This window comes from Corynebacterium sp. UMB10321, assembly GCF_030228725.1.
Lineage (GTDB): Bacteria > Actinomycetota > Actinomycetes > Mycobacteriales > Mycobacteriaceae > Corynebacterium > Corynebacterium pseudogenitalium.
The window spans coordinates 140,580-158,949 of record NZ_JASOZC010000004.1 but is presented as its reverse complement, the minus strand read 5'-3'; the positions used below and the strand labels follow the sequence as shown (position 1 = coordinate 158,949).

At 61.8% G+C, this 18,370-nt stretch carries 17 protein-coding genes; 12 read left to right on the top strand and 5 right to left on the bottom strand.

Annotated features, from left to right (window positions below; all coding sequences use genetic code 11):
- Positions 1-201 precede the first annotated feature (201 nt).
- From QP752_RS06065 to QP752_RS06050, 4 genes are all read right to left on the bottom strand, one after another.
- Positions 202-1,824: an MFS transporter gene (locus tag QP752_RS06065; RefSeq protein WP_284804895.1), complete on the bottom strand. Its 1,623-nt coding sequence runs from the start codon at positions 1,822-1,824 to the stop codon at positions 202-204.
- A 2-nt stretch (positions 1,825-1,826) separates the two neighbouring features.
- Positions 1,827-2,261, bottom strand: coding sequence for a DUF2871 domain-containing protein (locus QP752_RS06060; protein ID WP_284804893.1), 435 nt, complete (start codon positions 2,259-2,261; stop codon positions 1,827-1,829).
- Between the two features lie 143 nt (positions 2,262-2,404).
- On the bottom strand, positions 2,405-3,070 hold the full coding sequence (locus tag QP752_RS06055) for a hypothetical protein (protein WP_284804891.1): 666 nt from the start codon (positions 3,068-3,070) through the stop codon (positions 2,405-2,407).
- Positions 3,071-3,108: 38 nt separating this feature from the next.
- Positions 3,109-4,092, bottom strand: coding sequence for a hypothetical protein (locus QP752_RS06050; RefSeq protein WP_284804890.1), 984 nt, complete (start codon positions 4,090-4,092; stop codon positions 3,109-3,111).
- Positions 4,093-4,256: 164 nt separating this feature from the next.
- On the opposite strand from QP752_RS06050, the gene QP752_RS06045 reads away from it, so the two are divergent.
- The 9 genes from QP752_RS06045 (at position 4,257) to QP752_RS06005 (ending at position 14,269) form a co-directional block, all read left to right on the top strand.
- The gene (locus QP752_RS06045; protein WP_284804889.1) at positions 4,257-5,396 is read left to right on the top strand and encodes an NADP-dependent malic enzyme; all 1,140 of its coding nucleotides are present in this window, start codon (positions 4,257-4,259) and stop codon (positions 5,394-5,396) included.
- The gene (locus QP752_RS06040; protein ID WP_070361630.1) at positions 5,393-5,824 is read left to right on the top strand and encodes a DUF488 domain-containing protein; all 432 of its coding nucleotides are present in this window, start codon (positions 5,393-5,395) and stop codon (positions 5,822-5,824) included. The genes QP752_RS06045 and QP752_RS06040 overlap by 4 nt, the downstream gene beginning before the upstream one ends.
- 648 nt (positions 5,825-6,472) lie before the next feature.
- On the top strand, positions 6,473-7,567 hold the full coding sequence (locus QP752_RS06035) for an ABC transporter substrate-binding protein (RefSeq protein ID WP_284804886.1): 1,095 nt from the start codon (positions 6,473-6,475) through the stop codon (positions 7,565-7,567).
- Positions 7,568-7,964: 397 nt separating this feature from the next.
- Positions 7,965-9,089 carry an ABC transporter ATP-binding protein gene (locus tag QP752_RS06030; protein ID WP_070975516.1) on the top strand — a complete coding sequence of 375 codons (1,125 nt, stop codon included), beginning with the start codon at positions 7,965-7,967 and terminating at the stop codon, positions 9,087-9,089.
- A 9-nt stretch (positions 9,090-9,098) separates the two neighbouring features.
- Positions 9,099-10,328 (top strand): DUF4032 domain-containing protein, encoded by a 1,230-nt coding sequence (locus tag QP752_RS06025; RefSeq protein ID WP_070478637.1) that lies wholly within the window; start codon positions 9,099-9,101, stop codon positions 10,326-10,328.
- 124 nt (positions 10,329-10,452) lie between these two features.
- Positions 10,453-11,781 carry an ABC transporter substrate-binding protein gene (locus QP752_RS06020; protein WP_284804881.1) on the top strand — a complete coding sequence of 443 codons (1,329 nt, stop codon included), beginning with the start codon at positions 10,453-10,455 and terminating at the stop codon, positions 11,779-11,781.
- Between the two features lie 82 nt (positions 11,782-11,863).
- Positions 11,864-12,709: a carbohydrate ABC transporter permease gene (locus QP752_RS06015; RefSeq protein WP_284804879.1), complete on the top strand. Its 846-nt coding sequence runs from the start codon at positions 11,864-11,866 to the stop codon at positions 12,707-12,709.
- A 3-nt stretch (positions 12,710-12,712) separates the two neighbouring features.
- Positions 12,713-13,591, top strand: a complete 879-nt coding sequence (locus tag QP752_RS06010) for a carbohydrate ABC transporter permease (RefSeq protein ID WP_284804877.1) — start codon at positions 12,713-12,715, stop codon at positions 13,589-13,591.
- Positions 13,592-13,600: 9 nt separating this feature from the next.
- Positions 13,601-14,269 carry a hypothetical protein gene (locus tag QP752_RS06005; RefSeq protein ID WP_141742231.1) on the top strand — a complete coding sequence of 223 codons (669 nt, stop codon included), beginning with the start codon at positions 13,601-13,603 and terminating at the stop codon, positions 14,267-14,269.
- Here QP752_RS06005 and QP752_RS06000 read toward each other — a convergent pair.
- Positions 14,266-15,486, bottom strand: a complete 1,221-nt coding sequence (locus QP752_RS06000) for a dicarboxylate/amino acid:cation symporter (RefSeq protein ID WP_284804875.1) — start codon at positions 15,484-15,486, stop codon at positions 14,266-14,268. The two genes, QP752_RS06005 and QP752_RS06000, sit on opposite strands and share 4 nt — an antisense overlap.
- A 158-nt stretch (positions 15,487-15,644) precedes the next feature.
- Between QP752_RS06000 and QP752_RS05995 the strand changes: the two genes are divergently transcribed.
- From QP752_RS05995 to QP752_RS05985, 3 genes are all read left to right on the top strand, one after another.
- Positions 15,645-16,034 carry an SdpI family protein gene (locus tag QP752_RS05995; RefSeq protein WP_256005797.1) on the top strand — a complete coding sequence of 130 codons (390 nt, stop codon included), beginning with the start codon at positions 15,645-15,647 and terminating at the stop codon, positions 16,032-16,034.
- A gap of 249 nt (positions 16,035-16,283) precedes the next feature.
- Positions 16,284-17,783, top strand: coding sequence for an anthranilate synthase component 1 (locus QP752_RS05990; protein WP_284804873.1), 1,500 nt, complete (start codon positions 16,284-16,286; stop codon positions 17,781-17,783).
- On the top strand, positions 17,780-18,370 hold the full coding sequence (locus QP752_RS05985; protein ID WP_284804872.1) for a gamma-glutamyl-gamma-aminobutyrate hydrolase family protein: 591 nt from the start codon (positions 17,780-17,782) through the stop codon (positions 18,368-18,370). Before QP752_RS05990 ends, QP752_RS05985 begins: the two co-directional genes overlap by 4 nt.

The following is an 18,370-nucleotide window of genomic DNA, read 5'->3' as shown; positions in this document are numbered from 1 at the left end:
TCCTGTTGGACACCGGCTGGAGCATTCAATACCGAAAGCGAGTCGGTATTTTACTGAGGTTCAGTTCCCTTTCAAGATAGCAGACTATTGCGATGAATTGAACTAAACTTTCAAAAAGAGACGAACCTCATAATAAGGGTAAGCTTGCGAAAACTATCGATTGCGCGAGAACTTTGTGAGGACAGGGGACGTGGCAGGGCCCTACGCCCCGGCCTTGGCCGCCCTCCGCACCTGCAGCGCGCCGACGAACCCGAGGGCCAGGAAGGCGGTGGCGGCGAGGAGGGACCAGCGGGCGGCGTCGGTCATGCCCTCGCTGAGGGCCTGCACGACGACTGCGGTTTGGTCCCCGAATGCGCTGGCTGCGCCCTCCATGCGGAGTTGGGTGATGGCGGAGCCGGCGGATTGGCGGGTGGTGGAGGAGGTGGCGTCGGCAAGGGGGCCGGTGATGCCGGCGGCCGTGAGGGTCTTGGGGAGGGTGATGGCGAGGGCCATCGAGAAGACGGAGCCGGAGACCGCGGTACCCAGGGCGGAGCCGATCTGACGGACGGTGCTTTGGGTGGCGGAGCCTTGGCCGGAGCGCTGTACCGGAATATCCCGAAGCACGGTGCCGGTGAGCTGCGCCGACGCAAGGCCCAGGCCGAGGCCGTAGAGGGTGAGTGGGGCGGCGATGAGCCAGCCGCTGGTATCGGCGCCCATGACAAGGGCGAGGATGACGACGCCCACAACCTCGAGGGCGAGGCCGATCAGGACGGTGCCCGGCGCGCCGAAGCGGGCGGCGACATGGCGGGCGGCCGCGCCGGAGAGGAACGCGCCGACGGCCATCGCAGCCAGGACTAGGCCGGCGGACATGACGGACAGGCCCAGCGCATTAATGAGGTAGAGCGGCAAGATGAAGATGATGGCGAACTCGCCGATGGCGACGGCGCCGGCGGTGATGTTGCCCCAGGAGAAGGTGGAGTAGGAGAACAGGCCCAAGTCCAGGAGTGCGGAGCGTTCCACGCGCTTGCGGTGTTGTTCCCAGCGGATGAAGAGCGCAAATGCCACGGCGGAAATCGCTAGGGCGACGGGGATGGGGGAGACCGGGGCGGTGGTGGGCCAGGTCCAGCCGAACACGGTCAGGGGTTCCTTGGGGGTCCACCAGCCAAGGTCGGGTGCCTCGATGATGGCGAAGACGAGGGTGCCGAAGGCGATGGCGCTGAGCTGGGCGCCGTCGACATCGATGCCGGGGAGCTTGTCGGGGCTGCGGGTCTCTCGGACGGTGAGCACCGCTCCGATGGCGACGAGCACGCCGATTGGCACGTTGACCAGGAAGATCCAGTGCCACGACACCCACTGCGTCAGTGCGCCACCGGCCAGGGGGCCGACGGCGGCGGCGCCCGAGATCACGGCGCCCCACACGCCGAAAGCGGCCGCGCGGTACTTCCCGCGGAACACCGCGTTCACCGTCGACAGAGTTGACGGCATGATGAGGGCCGCGCCCACGGCTTGCACTGCACGGGCGGAAATGAGGGTCGAGGCGGACGTCGAAAAGCCGGCGAGGACGCTGCCCGCGACGAATACCCCGAGCCCCGCGAGGAAGGCGCGCTTGCGGCCCCACGAATCCGCAATCTTGCCCGTGGACAGCAACAACGCGGCGAGCAACACCGCGTACAGGCTGTTCACCCACTGTGCCTGGGTGAGGTCCAGGCCGAGGTCAGTAATTATCGACGGCAACGCCACGCCAACGATCGTGCCGTCGAGAACGATGACCCCGAGCCCCACCGAGAGGACGGCGAGGCTGATCCAGTCGCGACGCGTTGGCGTGGTGACCTCTACTTCGCTCATCACTAGCGCCTTACTGATTCTGGCTCAACAGTCTTGAGCGCGCGACCGAGCGCCGCCATAAACAGGCCAAGCGCAACCGTGATCGCGATGTGACCCAGGCCCGCGATGCCTGCGATCATCGCCGTGGACTCCTTGCCCTGCACAGTGAGGATGCCGTGCCAGACCATCATTCCCGAGGTCATGAGCACGCCGACGTTGTACACCCAGAAGAACCACGTGAACAGCTTGCCGGACCGCGACACCTGGAACAGCTTCTCCAGTGCCAAGAAGATCAACGACATGATGAAGCCAAGCACCAGCAGGTGGGTGTGCGTCACGCCAAGCTGCGTGAACTGGCCCTCCGGGAAATCATTCGCGCGGGTGAACTCGCGGTAGAACAACCCCGCGCCCAACCCAAGCACCAAGTACAACACTGCTGCCCTGTACAACTTCTGCACCTTGCACACTCCTTCTACAACCGCCAACACGGGCGGGAAATCCATTGACACCATCAATGGTGCTGGAGCGGACGCAGAAAGTAATCGCGCCACAGGTTGAACATTGCGTCAACCGATCGGTTGAGTCGACATTGGTGACGATTCTAGAAAGACCAGTGATAATCAGCTATTTTGTGTTCTGGCCACCGGCGGTCGTGCCGCTCGTCGATGTGAAGCATGGTCCACACTCCGTCGATTTCGGATCCGTAGTGGCGAGCGAAGAGGACCGCCATCGAAAATTCCGTATCGATGACGGCTTCCTTCCACATTTGAAGCCCCTGCATCTCCTCGTCGGAGTAGCTCACAACTCTGATGTAACGGCCTTGTTCCAGTGGTTTTCCTGCTCGGGTAAACGAGCGTGGGTAGTGCGCGTACGGTGGTGTCTTAAAACTGTGTCCCCAAAACTCAGGGTATCCCTGGTAGTACAACAGCACAGTTGGCCACCCACAGCCTGACGTGTGTTGGGCTCGGTGGATCAGTTGATTGTTGCGAACTTCCGGACCAGTGTGGTCGATTTTCTCGCCGTCGCGAAAGTAGATGTGCTCAGACTGAGCGGGATAGGAGTGCACACGGTACACCGTGAAATCAGTGAACGGGCCCTCGGCGTCCGTGGTACCTCCGCTGTATTTCATGCAATCGAACGTCACCTCTGTCGAGGTGTTGTGCATCATGAGGTTTCTCAGCACGCCAGAAGCACTCAGGTCTGTAATATCTTCGAACTCGGTGAGCCCCTGGTTCTCACAGAAGTCATCCCACAGCGGACTTTCCATATTCAACCCTTCTTCCAATCGAGTTGCTCAGTGACGGGTTAGCGCTTGAGCCCATCCACGAACCGCGCGACCATCGGCTCTCCCGCCAGGTACGCGGCGTATAGGGCCAGTCCACTCACGCCGATCAGGATCGACAGCGTAAGCCCCAAGACCATGTCCTCCTGCTGTCGGCTCAGGGGTTCCCCGGCCTTGATCTTCGAGGACAACACCTCAAACTCGTTGGCCACTCGCTTCATCCAGGGCTGGCCGGGTGGGCGCGTCCTGGTTTCCGGGGCGAGGAGGCCAGGGGCGTCGTCGTGGATGCCGCACGACTCGGGCTGCGTGCGCGTGTAGGAGGGAACTTCCGTGCTGGCACGGCAGGACTTGTTTGTCACGGACGTGATCTTCCACTCGTACCAGGGCTTACCGTTCGGGGTTTCGGTAGTGCTGGTCTGCGAGATCACGCCGAGGAAGGAGACGGGGTTGCCGGAGTCATCGACAAGCCAGGCGGGCCCGCCGGAGTCACCCTGGATAAGGGTCTCGTCGGCCTCGACTTTGATCACGCCGTCGCCCGCGCCCTGGATATGCCCGCAGACGACCTTGCGTTGCTTCACCGAGTTGGCGCACACCTTCATGTCAGACTCCAGGGTGCCGTAATCCACGACGGCATCGCCTGAAAACACGTTCTGGCCTGCGATGACATCCTCGTAGAGCCTGACGGCCATGACGTCGTCGTTTTTGAAGCGGGCGTCGATAAGCCCGGCGCGAGTGCTGTAGCCCACCGCTTGACTGTTCTTATACAGGACCTCTCCTGGGCTCTGGGTGAAGCAGTGGCGCGCGACGTACACCGTTTTCGACGCCGCATCGACGTAGCCAACCTGGCACTTCGTGATACCGACCTCAACAATGTCGCCTTGGTTCACCACGACGCCGGCGGTGTAGCGCACGGAGCTGAGGTCCGCAGCAGCGTTGGGAGCGGCGGCGCCCGCTAGCGCCAGCGTTACTGCTAGCGCTGCAGCTCCGAGTTTAGTTGCGCGTCGCAACTGCGCTCCTTTTGGGTGAAAAACAACATAGTTAAAGACATCTTAGTCTAGTCCACCGCCACGTTTCCCATGTTTCACGTGAAACACACCGGGGTTAACCCATAGACCCGGGCGCACCACAGCTGTACTATGGGGTCAATCTTTAGGATGATGAAAGGAAAATCGTGCAGGGACAGCCAACGACAGACGAAATATTCGCAGCTCATGAGGGCGGCAAGCTCTCCATCCAATCACGGATGGAGGTGAACACCATGCGGGACCTCGCCATCTGCTACACGCCGGGGGTAGCGGAAGTGTGCGAGGCGATCGCGCAAGAACCCGCCAAGGCACGCCACTACACGGGGGCAGGGAACACCGTCGCCGTCGTCACCGACGGCACCGCGGTCCTCGGACTCGGCGACATCGGGCCTCAGGCATCACTGCCCGTCATGGAAGGCAAAGCCCAACTCTTCCAGCAGTTCGCTGGACTGAACTCCTTCCCGATCGTCCTCGACACCCACGACGTCGACGAAATCGTCGACACCGTCGTGCGCATCGCGCCATCCTTCGCCGCCATCAACCTCGAAGACATCGCCGCGCCGCGCTGCTTCGAGATCGAACGGCGCCTCGACGAACGCCTCACCATCCCCGTCATGCACGACGACCAGCACGGCACCGCCGTCGTCATCTATGCGGCACTGCGCAACGCCGCGCGCGTCCTCGACCGCACCCTCACCGACCTGCGCGTTGTCATCTCCGGCGCCGGAGCTGCGGGCATCGCATGCGTCGACATGCTTCTCGACGCCGGCATCCGCGACATCATCGTCCTCGACTCCCAAGGCCCCATCCACGCCGACCGCGTCGGCCTCACCCCCATCAAACAGTCCCTCGCCGCGCGCACCAACCCCCGCAACATCCACACCACCGTCGACGACGCCCTCCGCGACGCCGACACCTTCATCGGCCTCTCGCGCGGCCACATCACCGAAGAGCAAGTCCTCCTCATGTCTGAGGCACCGATCCTGTTTTCGCTGGCCAACCCCACCCCGGAAATCGATCCGGAAGTCGCGCGCAGGCACGGAGGGGTCGTCGCAACGGGGCGCTCGGACATGCCCAACCAGATCAACAACGTCCTCGCGTTCCCCGGCATCTTCCGCGGCGCCATCGACGCCGGCGCCACCCGCATCACCCGCCCCATGCTGCTCGCCGCCTCCGAGGCCATCGCCTCACTTATCGACGCCCCCACCGCCCACAACATCGTCCCCCAAGCACTCGACCCCCGCGTGGCACCGGCCGTCGCCAAGGCGGTAGCGGACGCCGTATGAGGCTGTATACCCTAGGGTTTTCCCACAAACGCGCCGAAGAGTTCTTCACGATCCTGCGAGACAACAACATCTCGCGGGTCGTGGATATCCGCAGGTCAAACACCAACCAGCTCGCAGGGTTCACCAAAATGCACGACCTGGAATACTTCCTGCGCACCATCCTCGACATGCCCTACCTCCACGAGCTGACCCTCGCATCAAGCCACGAGCTCATGCACGCCTACCGGCATAACGAGATCCCCTTCGACAAGTTCGCCGCGGCACTACGCGCCGAGTACGACGAACGCCACGCCGCCGACCTCGACCGCGACACCTTCTCCGACGTAGTACTACTGTGCTCCGAAGCCGACCCGAGCACCTGCCACCGCATCGTCGCCGCCAACTACCTTGCCGAACACTGGGACAACGTAGAAGTCATCCACCTATAGCCCCTGAGCTGGGACAATGCTAGGAGTTGTGTAATTATAGAAGGCACGCTACAATCGCGTATGAGCCTCCTGCCCACGGATTCCCCCCCGAGTCCGGTTGAGCACTCAACACCCCCCCATTTTCGAGTGCGAGAGCGCAGGGGGTTCACTCTTTGCGTTTTTATGTTTGAGGCCCTTGCAGGCAGGCCCCGGCCCCGCACCAAATTCCTGGATTTTGGGAAGTGGCGTTGGCAAAAGCCCAGGTCGGGGGTTGGCCAGGTGGGAATGTGGTGCGCACCAAGCACGGACTGACACCAAATTCCTGGATTTTGGGAAGCGCCGTTGGCAAAAGCCCAGGTCGGGGGTCGGCCAGGTGGGAATGTGGTGCGTACACAGAGGCCTCAGTGCCAAGAGACGCATGTTTGAATTCCGGCCTCCGCATTTCCGCAGGTCATAAATGTGCTATATGTTATCGGTTGCGTCCTTTGGCACTGGCACGCCGAGATACGACACCAAATCCCGGAATTTTGGAAGCGGCGTCGGCAAAAGACCAGGTCGTTGAGACTGCGTGAGGGAATTTGGTGCGCGGGGAGGGGCGGGTTCGGGCATGGGGGTGTCGGTGGGTACACTGCTGGCGTAATCACAACCCCTAAGAAGGAGTCCTTTCCTATGCGTCACCACGCCGTAGCCGCAACGTTGTTGACCGCAACACTGCTGGTCACCGGGTGTACCGCCGAAAACTCAGCAGAAAACTCAGCCGAAAACACAGCCGAGGAGACGACCCAAACAACCCAGGAGGACACGACCCGCCTGCTCACAGACATCGACGGCACAGACGTGCGGGTGCCGAAGCAGGTGACCCGGTTGGCGGACACGTGGGACGTCAATAATCAGTTTGTGCTGATGCTTGGTGGCGGGGACACCCTGGTGGCCACCACTGAGGAAGCGAAGCGGCTGCCATGGCTGACGAAGATCTACCCGCACGTCACGGAACTGCCGACGCCGGCCTCCGGGACGCGCCTCAACGTCGAAGAGCTGAAGGAAATCAACCCAGAAATGCTCCTAACCTCCTCGAAGGAACAGGTCGAGGCGGCACGTGCGCAGGGGATCCCGGCGGCGAGGGTCGACTTTGATGACTTTGAGCAGCTGATGAAGTCCGTGCGCATTACGGCGAACGCGCTGGGCACCGAGGAGGCCGACCAGAAGGCGACCGAGTACGTGACCTACATGGAGCGCAACCTGAAGATGGTCGCGGACCGCCTGGGCGGCATGCCGGGGGAGAAGAAGCCGAAGGTGCTGCATATCGTTGGCGGGGAGGACGTCACGCAGGCGGACGGGCCGGACTCCCTGGTGGGGGAGTGGATTGCAGCGACGGGGGCTCGCAATGTGATCGAGGAGGTTGTGGACGTCACGACCGTCACCCCGCAAGACATTGTCGACGCCGCTCCGGACTTCATCATCGTGGGCGGTATGGAGGCGCAGCTGGGCGTCGATAAGCTGGTGAATGATCCTGCACTGGCGAACGTGCCTGCGGTGAAGCAGGGCAACGTGGTGAAGAACCCGGTGGGGACGTCGAACTGGGGCCGCTACTCGGCGGAGGAAGCGCTGCAGCTGCTGTGGGCAGCGAAGCTGTTCCACCCGGAGAAGTTTGAGGACGTCGACCTGGTTGCTGAGACGCAACAATTCTACTCAACGTTCTACGGATACGAGCTGAGCACCGAGGACGCGCAGCGGATCCTGGACGGCGAGGGCCCGGCGGCTTAAAAAAATTCTAAGAAGGCAAAGAAAAACCCGGCACCTCGTGTTCTAGGTGCCGGGTCTCTGCTTCGAATTTCTCTCCTTGGGACTATACGGAACCAGCTGCGAAAAGGGGAATACCCGTGAGAAAATCGGCCTAAACTTTAAAGACAGGGGACAACGAAGGTTTCTTAACTTTCTCTTAATTTCGCGCTGACCTTGGGGTATTCCAAATAGAAAAAAGTTTGAAAAACGGGGACACGTCACGCAGTTCAGCCCCGTACGGGGGGAGGATGTAACGGGGGTAGCGGGAGTGTGACTCGCGACATAGCGAGTATGGGCTTGTGATTCCAGATGGTAGGTTAAGGGAGTACCTTATCCCCACTACGGAACGTTCGGCACGTACCTGCCGATGGAGGACCACATGGCATCAGTAACTTACGACAACGCAACGCGCATCTACCCGGGTGCGACCACGCCGAGTGTCGACAAACTCAACCTTGAAATCGCGGACGGGGAGTTCCTCGTCCTCGTCGGCCCGTCCGGCTCCGGTAAGTCGACCGCGCTGCGCATGCTCGCCGGTCTCGAGGACACCAACGAAGGCCACATCCGCATCGGCGACCGCGACGTCACCCACGTCAGCCCGAAGGACCGCGACATCGCGATGGTCTTCCAGAACTACGCCCTGTACCCGCACATGACCGTGCGCGAGAACATGGGCTTCGCGCTGAAGATCGCCGGCATGGACAAGGCCGAGATCGACAAGCGAGTGGAAGAGGCCGCGAAGACCCTTGACCTGACCCAGTACCTCGACCGCAAGCCGAAGGCACTGTCCGGTGGTCAGCGCCAGCGCGTGGCTATGGGCCGCGCCATCGTGCGCAAGCCACAGGTCTTCCTTATGGACGAGCCACTGTCCAACCTGGACGCGAAACTGCGTGTGCAGACCCGTACCCAGATCGCGAACCTGCAGCGCCGCATGGGCGTAACCACGCTGTACGTCACCCACGACCAGACGGAAGCCCTCACCATGGGCGACCGCATCGCCGTCCTGAACTTCGGCGTCCTGCAGCAGGTCGGCACCCCGCGTGAGCTCTACGATCACCCGAACAACGTCTTCGTCGCAGGCTTCATCGGCTCCCCAGCCATGAACCTGTCTACCTTCGACGTCGACCTGACCGAAAAGGTGGCCAAGCTCGGCCGCGCCTCCATCCCGCTTTCCGACGAGCACATCTCCCACCTCACCGTGGAAGACGACGGCCAGGTCATCCTCGGCTTCCGCCCAGAGTCCCTGCAGGTCGTCGACGAGACCGCGAAGCACTCCATCCCGGTCGAGATCGACTTCGTGGAGGAGCTCGGCTCCGACTCCTACCTGTACGGCCACCTCGCAGGCGGCGGCTGGAAGGAAGAGGGCCTCGAGGAGGAAACCTCCGGCCAGATCGTGGTGCGCACCGCGCCGCTGTCCGGCGTGATGAAGGGCGACGTCGTCCACGTCCAGATCGTTGACGGTGGGCTCCACGTATTTAGCAAGGCAACTGGCCAGCGGATCTAAGGACATACATTGCGCGAGAAACTCAGCGTTGTCTCGCCCGTCTACGCACCAACACTGCTGAAAATGCCGTGGGCGCAGCCACTCGAGGACTGGTCCTCCGACCTCCTCGCGGCGCTGCCCCGCGGCATTTCGCGACACACGGTGCGCCTCATCGAAGCTGACGGGCTAGTTTTCGCAGTCAAGGAAATCGGCGGGGAAGTCGCCTACCACGAGTACAACATGCTCCGGAGGCTCCAAGAGCTCGACGCCCCCTGCGTCGTCCCCGTGGCCGTCATCACGCACCGCGTCGACGAAAACGGAGAGGAACTCACCCCCTGCCTGGTCACAGAGCACCTGCGGTTCTCACTCCCGTACCGCGACGTGTTCTCCCGCGACATCACCGTCGACACCATCAACAAGCTAGTGCGCGCCCTGGCGGTGCTGCTGGTGCGCCTGCACCTGCTCCACTTCTACTGGGGCGACGTCTCACTGTCCAACACCCTGTTCCGCCGCGACGCCGACCAGTTCTCCGCCTACCTCGTCGACGCCGAAACCGGCGAATTCCACGACCCCATCTCCGACGGACGACGCCTCTACGACGTCGACGTCGCCCGTGTCAACATCATCGGCGAGATGATGGACCTGCAGGCAGGCGGCTACCTCAGCGAGGACGTCGACGTGATCACCCTTGGCAACGATATCGCCTCCACCTACAACGAACTGTGGGACCTGATGACAGGGGAGCTCATCGTCGAAGGTGATGCGTTCGGGGCGATCGCTGGGCGCGTCGCAAAGATTAATGAGCTGGGCTTCGACGTCGGCGAAGTCGAGATCGAACACGACGGGGAAGACACCTACCGGGTGATCATCGAGCCCGCCGTGTTCTCCACAGGCTTCTACCAGAAAAAGCTGCTGCGACTCACCGGGCTGGAGGTGCAGGACCGGCAGGCACAGCGCCTCCTCGGCGAGATGGAGGTCTACCGCGCCGTGCGCTACGGCGGCAAGCTCCCCCTCGAAGCCGTCGCGCACCGCTGGATGGTGAAGAACTACGAACCCATCGTGGAACTCATCCCGCCGCAGCTGCGCGAGAAGCTCGAACCCGCGCAGATTTTCCACGAAATCCTGGATCACCGCTGGTTCATGAGCCAAAACGACCAACGCTACGTCACCTTGGCCGAGGCGGCGCAGTCCTATTTCGATCATGTGCTGCCGGGGCATCCGGACGAAGCAATCGTCTATAAATTACCCCCGGAGATGTGACGCGGGCCATAATGTTTGCCGTGCTCCATAAATGGTCACTATGCTGAGGTAGTACCTTATAACGCGCCGTGAACCGCATCGGGTAACGCTGGCAAGGAGCACGGCTACACATGAAGGATGGCCCATGAAGAAATTCACGCGAGCTTTTGCCTCAACCGCTGTCGCAGCACTGGCAGCATCCGCCCTCGTCGCCTGTGGCGGCGGTGGCGACACCGAAGGTCCGAACGTCTACTTCCTCAACTTCAAGCCTGAGCAGGACGCGACCTACCAAGCAATCGCCGAAGAGTACACCGCAGAAACTGGCGTCCCAGTCAAGGTCGTCACCGCGGCATCCGGCAACTACGAGCAGACCCTGCGCACCGAGGTCGGCAAGTCCGACGCTCCGACGCTCTTCCAGATGAACGGCCCAACCGGCTTCAAGACCTGGAAGGACTACACCGCAGACCTGTCCGACTTCTCCCTCGCGCAGGACCTCAACGAGGACGTCACCCCGCTCACCGCGGAAGACGGCACCGTCCGAGGCATCCCGTTCGCGGTTGAAGGCTTCGGCATCATCTACAACGAGGAAATCACTGACAAGTACTTCGCACTGCCAAACCCGGCAGTCGCCTCCATGGACGAAGTCAAGAACTTCGAATCCCTGAAGAAGCTCGCCGAAGACATGCAGGCAAAGAAGGACGAGCTCGGCATCGACGGCACCTTCGCCTCCACCTCCCTCACCAGCGGTGAGGACTGGCGCTGGCAGACCCACCTGGCCAACGGCCCAATGCACTTCGAGTTCGAGGACCTCGGCACCACCGACGCAGAGGACGTCACCTTCAAGTACAACAAGGAGTTCAAGAACCTCTTTGACCTGTACCTGAACAACTCCACCGTCGCGCCGACCCTGGCACCGTCCAAGGCAGTGTCCGACTCCATGGCAGAGTTCGCACTCGGCCAGGCAGCCTTCGTCCAGAACGGTAACTGGGCATGGTCGCAGATCGCCGACGTGAACGGCAACGTCGTGAAGGAAGACAAGATCAAGTTCCTCCCGATGTACATGGGCCTCCCAGATGAGGAGAAGACCGGCATCAACGTCGGCACCGAGAACTACCTCGCCATCAACGCCAAGGCTCCAGAAGAGGACCAGCAGGCCACCAAGGACTTCCTGAACTGGCTGTTCACCTCCGAGGCAGGCAAGAAGCACGTCATCGAGGACCTCGGCTTCATCGCGCCGTTCAAGAACTACACGGAGACCGACGTCCCAGCAGACCCGCTGGCACGCCAGGTCCAGGAAGCCATCTCCAACACCGAGCTGAGCACCCTGCCATGGGACTTCCAGTTCTTCCCATCCCAGCAGTTCAAGGATGACTTCGGCGGCAACCTCGCCCAGTACGCATCCGGCAACATGGAGTGGGCAGACGTCGTCGCTAAGTTCAGCGAGGACTGGAAGGCCGAAAAGGGCTCCAACTAAGCACTGAACATGTTGTAAACCAGAGCGCGGGGTGTGCGAACAGCGCACTCCGCGCTTTTTATTCCCCAGATAGGCACCACAAATGCAGCAATCACTGAAGAAATACTTCCCAATCTTCGTACTGCCGACGCTGCTTGCGTTCTTGATCGCCTTCCTTGCCCCATTCGTCATTGGTTTCCTGCTGTCATTCACCAGCTTCCACACCATCACCGACGCAACCTGGGTAGGATTCGACAACTACGTCCAAGCGTTCCAAGCGCGAGAAGGCTTCGTCCGAGCGTTCGGATTCACCGCCCTCGTCTCCATCGTTTCCATCATCACCGTCAACGTCTTCGCGTTCGCAATCGCCTGGACACTGACACGGAAACTCAAAGGCACCAACTTCTTCCGCACCGTATTCTTCATGCCGAACCTCATCGGCGGCATCGTCCTCGGCTACACATGGCAATCCATGATCAACGCCGTGCTCGCCCAATACGGCACGACGATCGTCTCCGACTGGAAGTACGGCTACCTTGGCCTGGTCATCCTCATTAACTGGCAGCTCGTCGGCTACATGATGATCATCTACATCGCCGGCCTGCAGAACGTGCCACCAGAGCTCATCGAAGCAGCAGAACTCGACGGCGTCTCCAAGTGGGAAATGCTCCGCCACGTGACCATCCCAATGATCATGCCGTCCATCACCATCTGCCTCTTCCTGACCCTGTCCAACACCTTCAAACTCTTCGACCAGAACCTCGCGCTCACCAACGGTGCCCCAGGCGGATCCACCGAAATGGTCGCCCTGAACATCGTCAACACGATGTTCCTGCGCAACAACGTCGAGGGCGTCGGCCAAGCAAAGGCCGTCATCTTCGTCGTAGTGGTCGTCGTCATCGCAATGTTCCAGCTGCGCGCAACACGCAGCAAGGAAGTGGAGGCATAACCCATGACAACCAAAGCAAAGGCACCCGTCACCGCCTCCGAGGCGAGCGTCAGCGGCCCAGCCAAAGTACTCATCTACGCGGTGCTGGTGTTCCTCACCGTGGTCTTCCTCGGACCCATCGTGTTCATCTTCCTGAACTCCTTCAAGCAGAAGTTCGCGATCTCCAACAACCCATTCGCCATCCCACTCGGCGACATGTGGGCCGGACTCGAAAACTACATCACCGGCGTCCAAGGTGAAGGTTTCGCGTGGGCCATCGTGTGGTCATTTACCATCACGATCCTCTCCGTCGCCTCCATCGTCTTCTTCTCCTCAATGACGGCCTACTACATCACCCGCGTGAAAACGTGGTGGACGTCCACGCTGTACTACCTGTTCGTGTTCTCCATGGTCATCCCGTTCCAGATGGTGATGTTCCCAACCGTCACCATCGCCGACCGCCTCGGCCTGGCCAACCCGCTCGGCATGGTGGTGCTCTACACCGGCTTCGGTGCAGGCCTGTCCGTCTTCATGTTCGCCGGCTTCGTCAAGTCAATCCCACTCGAGATTGAAGAAGCAGCAACCATCGACGGCTGCAGCCCACTGCAAACGTTCTTCCGCGTCGTCCTCCCGATGCTCAAGCCAACCGCAGTGACCGTCGCCATCCTCAACGCAATGTGGGTCTGGAACGACTACCTGCTGCCATACCTCGTCATCGGCCTGTCCACCCCATACCGCACCATCCCAGTGGTCATCCAGCAGTTCGTTGGATCCCAGGGCAACCGCGACATGGGCGCAATGATGGCAATGCTCGTGCTCGCCATCGTCCCGATCATCATCTTCTACATGTCTTCCCAGAAGCACATCGTGGAAGGTGTCGCAGCTGGCGCCGTGAAGGGATAACATTCTGGCGTGAGCCTTTTCAATCCCGATTCCCGATTTATGTCCGCCTTCACCTTGATGGCGGACATTGTCATTGTCAACATGCTTTTCGTGCTGTCTAGCCTGCCCATCGTGACGGGCGGCATGGCGATCCGCGCCGCGAACGTCGTCACCGGATACATGGTCGAAGGCCGCGGCTCCCGCTACGGGCTGCACTACCTCCGCGAGTTCCGCTACGGCGGCGGCAAATTCGGCGGCGCTTCCACGCAGTGGTGGGGGGTCCTCGTCGCCATCGCCCTCGGCGTCATCTACCAACAGTGGGTCATCTTCCAGGCGGGTATCGACGGCCACCTCCTCAACCTCACGCAAGGGCTCACCCTGTCCGGCATCCTCATCATCGCCGGCATCAGCGTGTGGTTCTTCGCGCTCCAGGCGCAGCTGGACCTCCAGGCGACCTCAGAAGAGCAGCAAAAAGCGCCCCTGGGCGAAACCCTGGGGCGCTCCGTGATCCTCACGTTCCAGCAACTGCCACGCACCCTCGGCGCACTCCTGTGCATCGGGGCGGCGGCATCCCTGCCGCTGTGGACCTCAGTTGCCGTGTGGATCCCCGCCTACTTCTTTTTGGTGCCGGCGCTCACGCTGTTTCTTGTACAGCTGCTCGTCGCGGCACCGCTCGGGCGGGGGCTCGCTAGCGACTAGGCGTCCTGCGCCTGAATCTCCTTGGCGCGTTCCATATCCTGCGTGACGATCTTGCCCTTCGCGAAACGGTTCACAATCATCGCGATCGCACCGTCACCGGTCACGTTCGCCGCGGTGCCGAAGGAGTCAACCACAATGTAGGCGGCGATCATCAGGGAGATCATCGACTCGTCGAAGCCCAGGTTCGCCTGCAGCAGGCCGACCGCGGCCATGATCGCGCCACCAGGCACGCCCGGCGCAGCGATCATCATGATGCCAAGCAGCAGCACGAAACCGACGACAGCGCCACCGGTGATCGGCAGCTGCGCCATGAACACAATCGCCAGGGCGTAGAGCGTAATCTTCATCATCGAACCAGACAGGTGAATCGTCGCGCACAGCGGCACGATGAAGCCCGCCACGTTCTCGTCCACCTTGTTCTTCAGGGTGGACTGGTAGGTGACCGGAATCGTCGCCGCGGAGGACGACGTACCCAGCGCCGTGAAGTACGCCGACAACATGTTCTTCAGCGCCGTGAACGGGTTCTGACCAGCCACCGCACCCGCGATCAAGTACTGGCCCAGCACGATCACGATCGTCATGCCGACCGAGAGCAGCAGCACCACGCCGAACGCGGCCATCGTCGAACCGAAGTTCTCGTTCATAGCCAGGTTCAGGAACGTACCGAAAATGAACAGCGGCAGCAACGGAATGACGAAGCTCTGGACCACCTTCATGATCACGTCACGCAGCTCGTTGAGCACCTCGTGCATCGTGCGGGACTTCACCGTGGTCATCGCGATACCAATCACGAACGCGAGCAGCAGCGCCGACATCACCTCAAACGGTGCAGGCATCTCCACCTCGAAGAACGGCGACAGGCCGCCCTCGGAGGGGTCGTCGATATCTGTACGCAGCTGCGTACCAGCCAGCAACGTTGGGTAGAGTGCTGAAGCCACACCCCAGGCAATCAGGCCGGAAATGATCGTGGATCCGTAGGCGACCCCGGCCGTGATACCCAACCACTTACCCGCGCCCTTGCCCAGGCCCGCAATCGCGGGGGCGATCAGGGAGAAGATGAGGATTGGGACGAAGAATCCCAGGAAGTTCGAGAACAGGCCATTGAACGTCACGAAGACGCGCGCGAGCCAGTCAGGAAAGAAAAAACTGCACAGAAAGCCGGCGACGATCGCCACGACAATCCAGAAGAGCAGCGAGCTCAACACTTTCGATTTCATTGTTGCACCTTTAATACGAGGCGATGGACAGATCCACAGGCGAAAAACCTGTGATGGTTATGCTATACGGTATGTTGCTTGCACAGAGCCCTAATGGGCCATTTTCTGACACAAGTTCCATAAATACTATCATTGGGATACTCCTTATAGTATTCACTGTGGCACTTCTCATACCAGGCGTCCTCGCGACCGCCGGGAAGCTGCCCGGCAACGGCGTCATCGGGCTGCGTGTCCCGGAAGTTCGCAAGCACGAGTCCACTTGGCGCCAAGCACACCGCGTCACCGGCCCCTTCTGGGTGCTCGCCGCAGTCGCCTTCGCCATCGGCGCCGCCTTTGCATTTATTGCATACGGCTGGATGTGGATTCTCGTCGCCGTGGCGGTCATCGCCGCACTCGTGAGCATCTCCGTCGGCGGCAACTTCGGGGCCCGCGCCGCCGCGCTTGTCGACGCCGCCCTGGACGCCTCAGACTCAGACTCCTCAGACGAGCCCGCCGTGGACCTCGGCGCACTGCGTAAGGCCGCCGGGAAGGCGGACGAACAGCAGTAGCCGTTTTATATTCACGCTGTACGCAGGGAGTTTGGTGGTTCCGCGTACAGCGTTCGATCTCTCCGCTACCTTTACACCTATGACTTTCACGACTCAGAAGAACTGGTGGTGGCTCCCGAACACGGCGAGCCGCCTCTTCTAGTACGTTCTAGAGTCCCAACAACGGCCCGCCGGCTTGTAACCACAAGCACCGCGGGCCGTTTGCTTTGGCTCACACGCCCTCGGTGTACCAACACCCGAAGGACGACCATGAGCACACACACCACCCGCCGCGTGAAGTACCACGCGGACGCCGCCAGCCTCTTCGCGCACCTCGGCGGCACCACGAATCAGGACACCGTCCTGCTTGAATCCGCCGACATCACCACCCGCTCCGGTATCCAATCGGTCGCGGTGCTGCGGGCCGCGGTGCGCGTCACCTGCTCGGGCATCCACGTACACGTCGAGCCGCTGACCGCCTTCGGGCGCACGGTGGCTGCTCAACTGCGGGAGCAGCTGGGGGAGTACCACGTCGGCGAGAACGTCTACGCGTTTCCGCCTGTTGCCGCTGCTGTTGTTGCGGACGAGCGCGAGCGCCTCACCGCCACCTCCACCGTCGAGGTATTGCGCGCGCTCAGCCGCTTCGGGTTCCTCGCCGGCGGGTTCGCCTACGACTACCTCGAAACCTTCGAGGAGCTCCCGGCCGTCGCCGACGGCTCCAACACCTACCCCGACTACCAGTTCGTCCTCGCCGAAGTGCTCCTGCGCATCGACCACCAGGCACAGACCGCGACGCTCAGCGGAGTTGGGATTGACGCGTTCGCCGAGCGTATCGACGCCGCTTCGCCCACACCCTTACGTTCTTCGGAGGGGCCCGGCGGCACCCTGGTTGCTCGCGCCGACATCCCCGACGCGCAGTTCTGCGCCGACGTGGAGCGACTCAAGGAGCACATCTACAACGGGGACATCTACCAAGTCGTGCCCGCCCGCAGCTTCATCGCCGACTGCCCGGACGCGTTCGCCGCGTACCTCCAACTGCGCGCGACTAATCCTTCGCCGTACATGTTTTACCAAAGGGGCGTCGATAAGCATGGTGACTCTTTCGAGCTGTTCGGCGCCTCGCCCGAGTCCAACCTGAAGTACACCAACGCCGACCGCGAGGTGCAGCTGTACCCGATCGCGGGGACGCGGCCGCGCGGGCTCGCCGAGGACGGGACGGTCGACCACGAGCTGGACACGCGGATGGAGCTGCAGCTGCGCACCGACGCCAAAGAAGTCGCCGAGCACACCATGCTCGTGGACCTCGCGCGCAACGACGTCGCCCGCGTTGCGGAGCCCGGCACGCGGCGAGTTGCCGAGTTGCTGCAGGTAGACCGGTATTCGCGCGTCATGCACCTCGTGTCCCGGGTCACCGCGCGGCTGGCTGGGGACCTCGACGCACTCGACGCGTACCGGGCGTGCATGAACATGGGCACGCTCACCGGGGCGCCGAAGCTGCGCGCCACTTCGCTGATCCGCTCGCTCGAGGGCGCGCGGCGCGGGTCTTACGGCGGAGCAGTCGGCTACCTGGACAGCAACGGCGACTTTGACACCTGCATCGTGATCCGTTCTGCGTACGTCACCGGCGGGAAGGCGATCGTGCAGGCGGGCGCCGGAGTCGTGCGCGACTCCAACCCGCAGTCCGAAGCCGAGGAGACGCTGCACAAGGCGTACGCGGTACTCAACGCGATCGCGCTGGCCGCCGGCGCAGAACTGGAGGTAATCAAATGATTGTGCTGCTGGATAACCAGGACTCGTTCGTTTACAACTTGGTGGACGCGCTTGCTGAGTATGAGTCAGTAGTGTTCCGTAACACCGTTGATGAGGACTCAATACTGGCGCTGGATCCTTCACTGATCGTGCTTTCACCAGGCCCTGGGTACCCGGCCGATGCCGGCTGCATGCCCGAGCTGATCCGCCGAGCGCAGGGCAGCGTGCCGATGCTCGGCATCTGCCTCGGCTACCAGGCCCTCGTGGAACACTTCGGCGGCACCGTCCAGCCCTGTGGGCCCGTCCACGGCGTCTCGGACACCATGAGACTAACGTCAGCTGGACTCGCGTCCGGGCTCTTCCGCGGCATGACCAGCCAGCTCGGACACCCCGGGCGCGACGTGCCGGTCGCGCGCTACCACTCGCTCGGGGCGGTGTCGCTGCCTGCAGGGATGCACGCGCTGGCCCGGACCGGGGACATCGTCATGGCCGCTGAAACCGACGACGGCATGTCCATCGGGCTGCAGTTCCACCCCGAATCGATCCTCACACCCGCAGGCCCGACGATGCTGCGCCGGTGCGTCGACAAGCTGAAGAAAGGAAACTAA

Bases quoted from the DNA above. Each gene is read 5' to 3' on its own strand.
- QP752_RS06065 (WP_284804895.1), bottom strand. From the start codon at position 1,824: ATGAGCGAAGTAGAGGTCACCACGCCAACGCGTCGCGACTGGATCAGC.
- QP752_RS06055 (WP_284804891.1), bottom strand. From the start codon at position 3,070: ATGGAAAGTCCGCTGTGGGATGACTTCTGTGAGAACCAGGGGCTCACC.
- QP752_RS06040 (WP_070361630.1), top strand. From the start codon at position 5,393: ATGAGGCTGTATACCCTAGGGTTTTCCCACAAACGCGCCGAAGAGTTC.
- QP752_RS06035 (WP_284804886.1), top strand. From the start codon at position 6,473: ATGCGTCACCACGCCGTAGCCGCAACGTTGTTGACCGCAACACTGCTG.
- QP752_RS06030 (WP_070975516.1), top strand. From the start codon at position 7,965: ATGGCATCAGTAACTTACGACAACGCAACGCGCATCTACCCGGGTGCG.
- QP752_RS06020 (WP_284804881.1), top strand. From the start codon at position 10,453: ATGAAGAAATTCACGCGAGCTTTTGCCTCAACCGCTGTCGCAGCACTG.
- QP752_RS06015 (WP_284804879.1), top strand. From the start codon at position 11,864: ATGCAGCAATCACTGAAGAAATACTTCCCAATCTTCGTACTGCCGACG.
- QP752_RS06010 (WP_284804877.1), top strand. From the start codon at position 12,713: ATGACAACCAAAGCAAAGGCACCCGTCACCGCCTCCGAGGCGAGCGTC.
- QP752_RS06000 (WP_284804875.1), bottom strand. From the start codon at position 15,486: ATGAAATCGAAAGTGTTGAGCTCGCTGCTCTTCTGGATTGTCGTGGCG.
- QP752_RS05990 (WP_284804873.1), top strand. From the start codon at position 16,284: ATGAGCACACACACCACCCGCCGCGTGAAGTACCACGCGGACGCCGCC.
- QP752_RS05985 (WP_284804872.1), top strand. From the start codon at position 17,780: ATGATTGTGCTGCTGGATAACCAGGACTCGTTCGTTTACAACTTGGTG.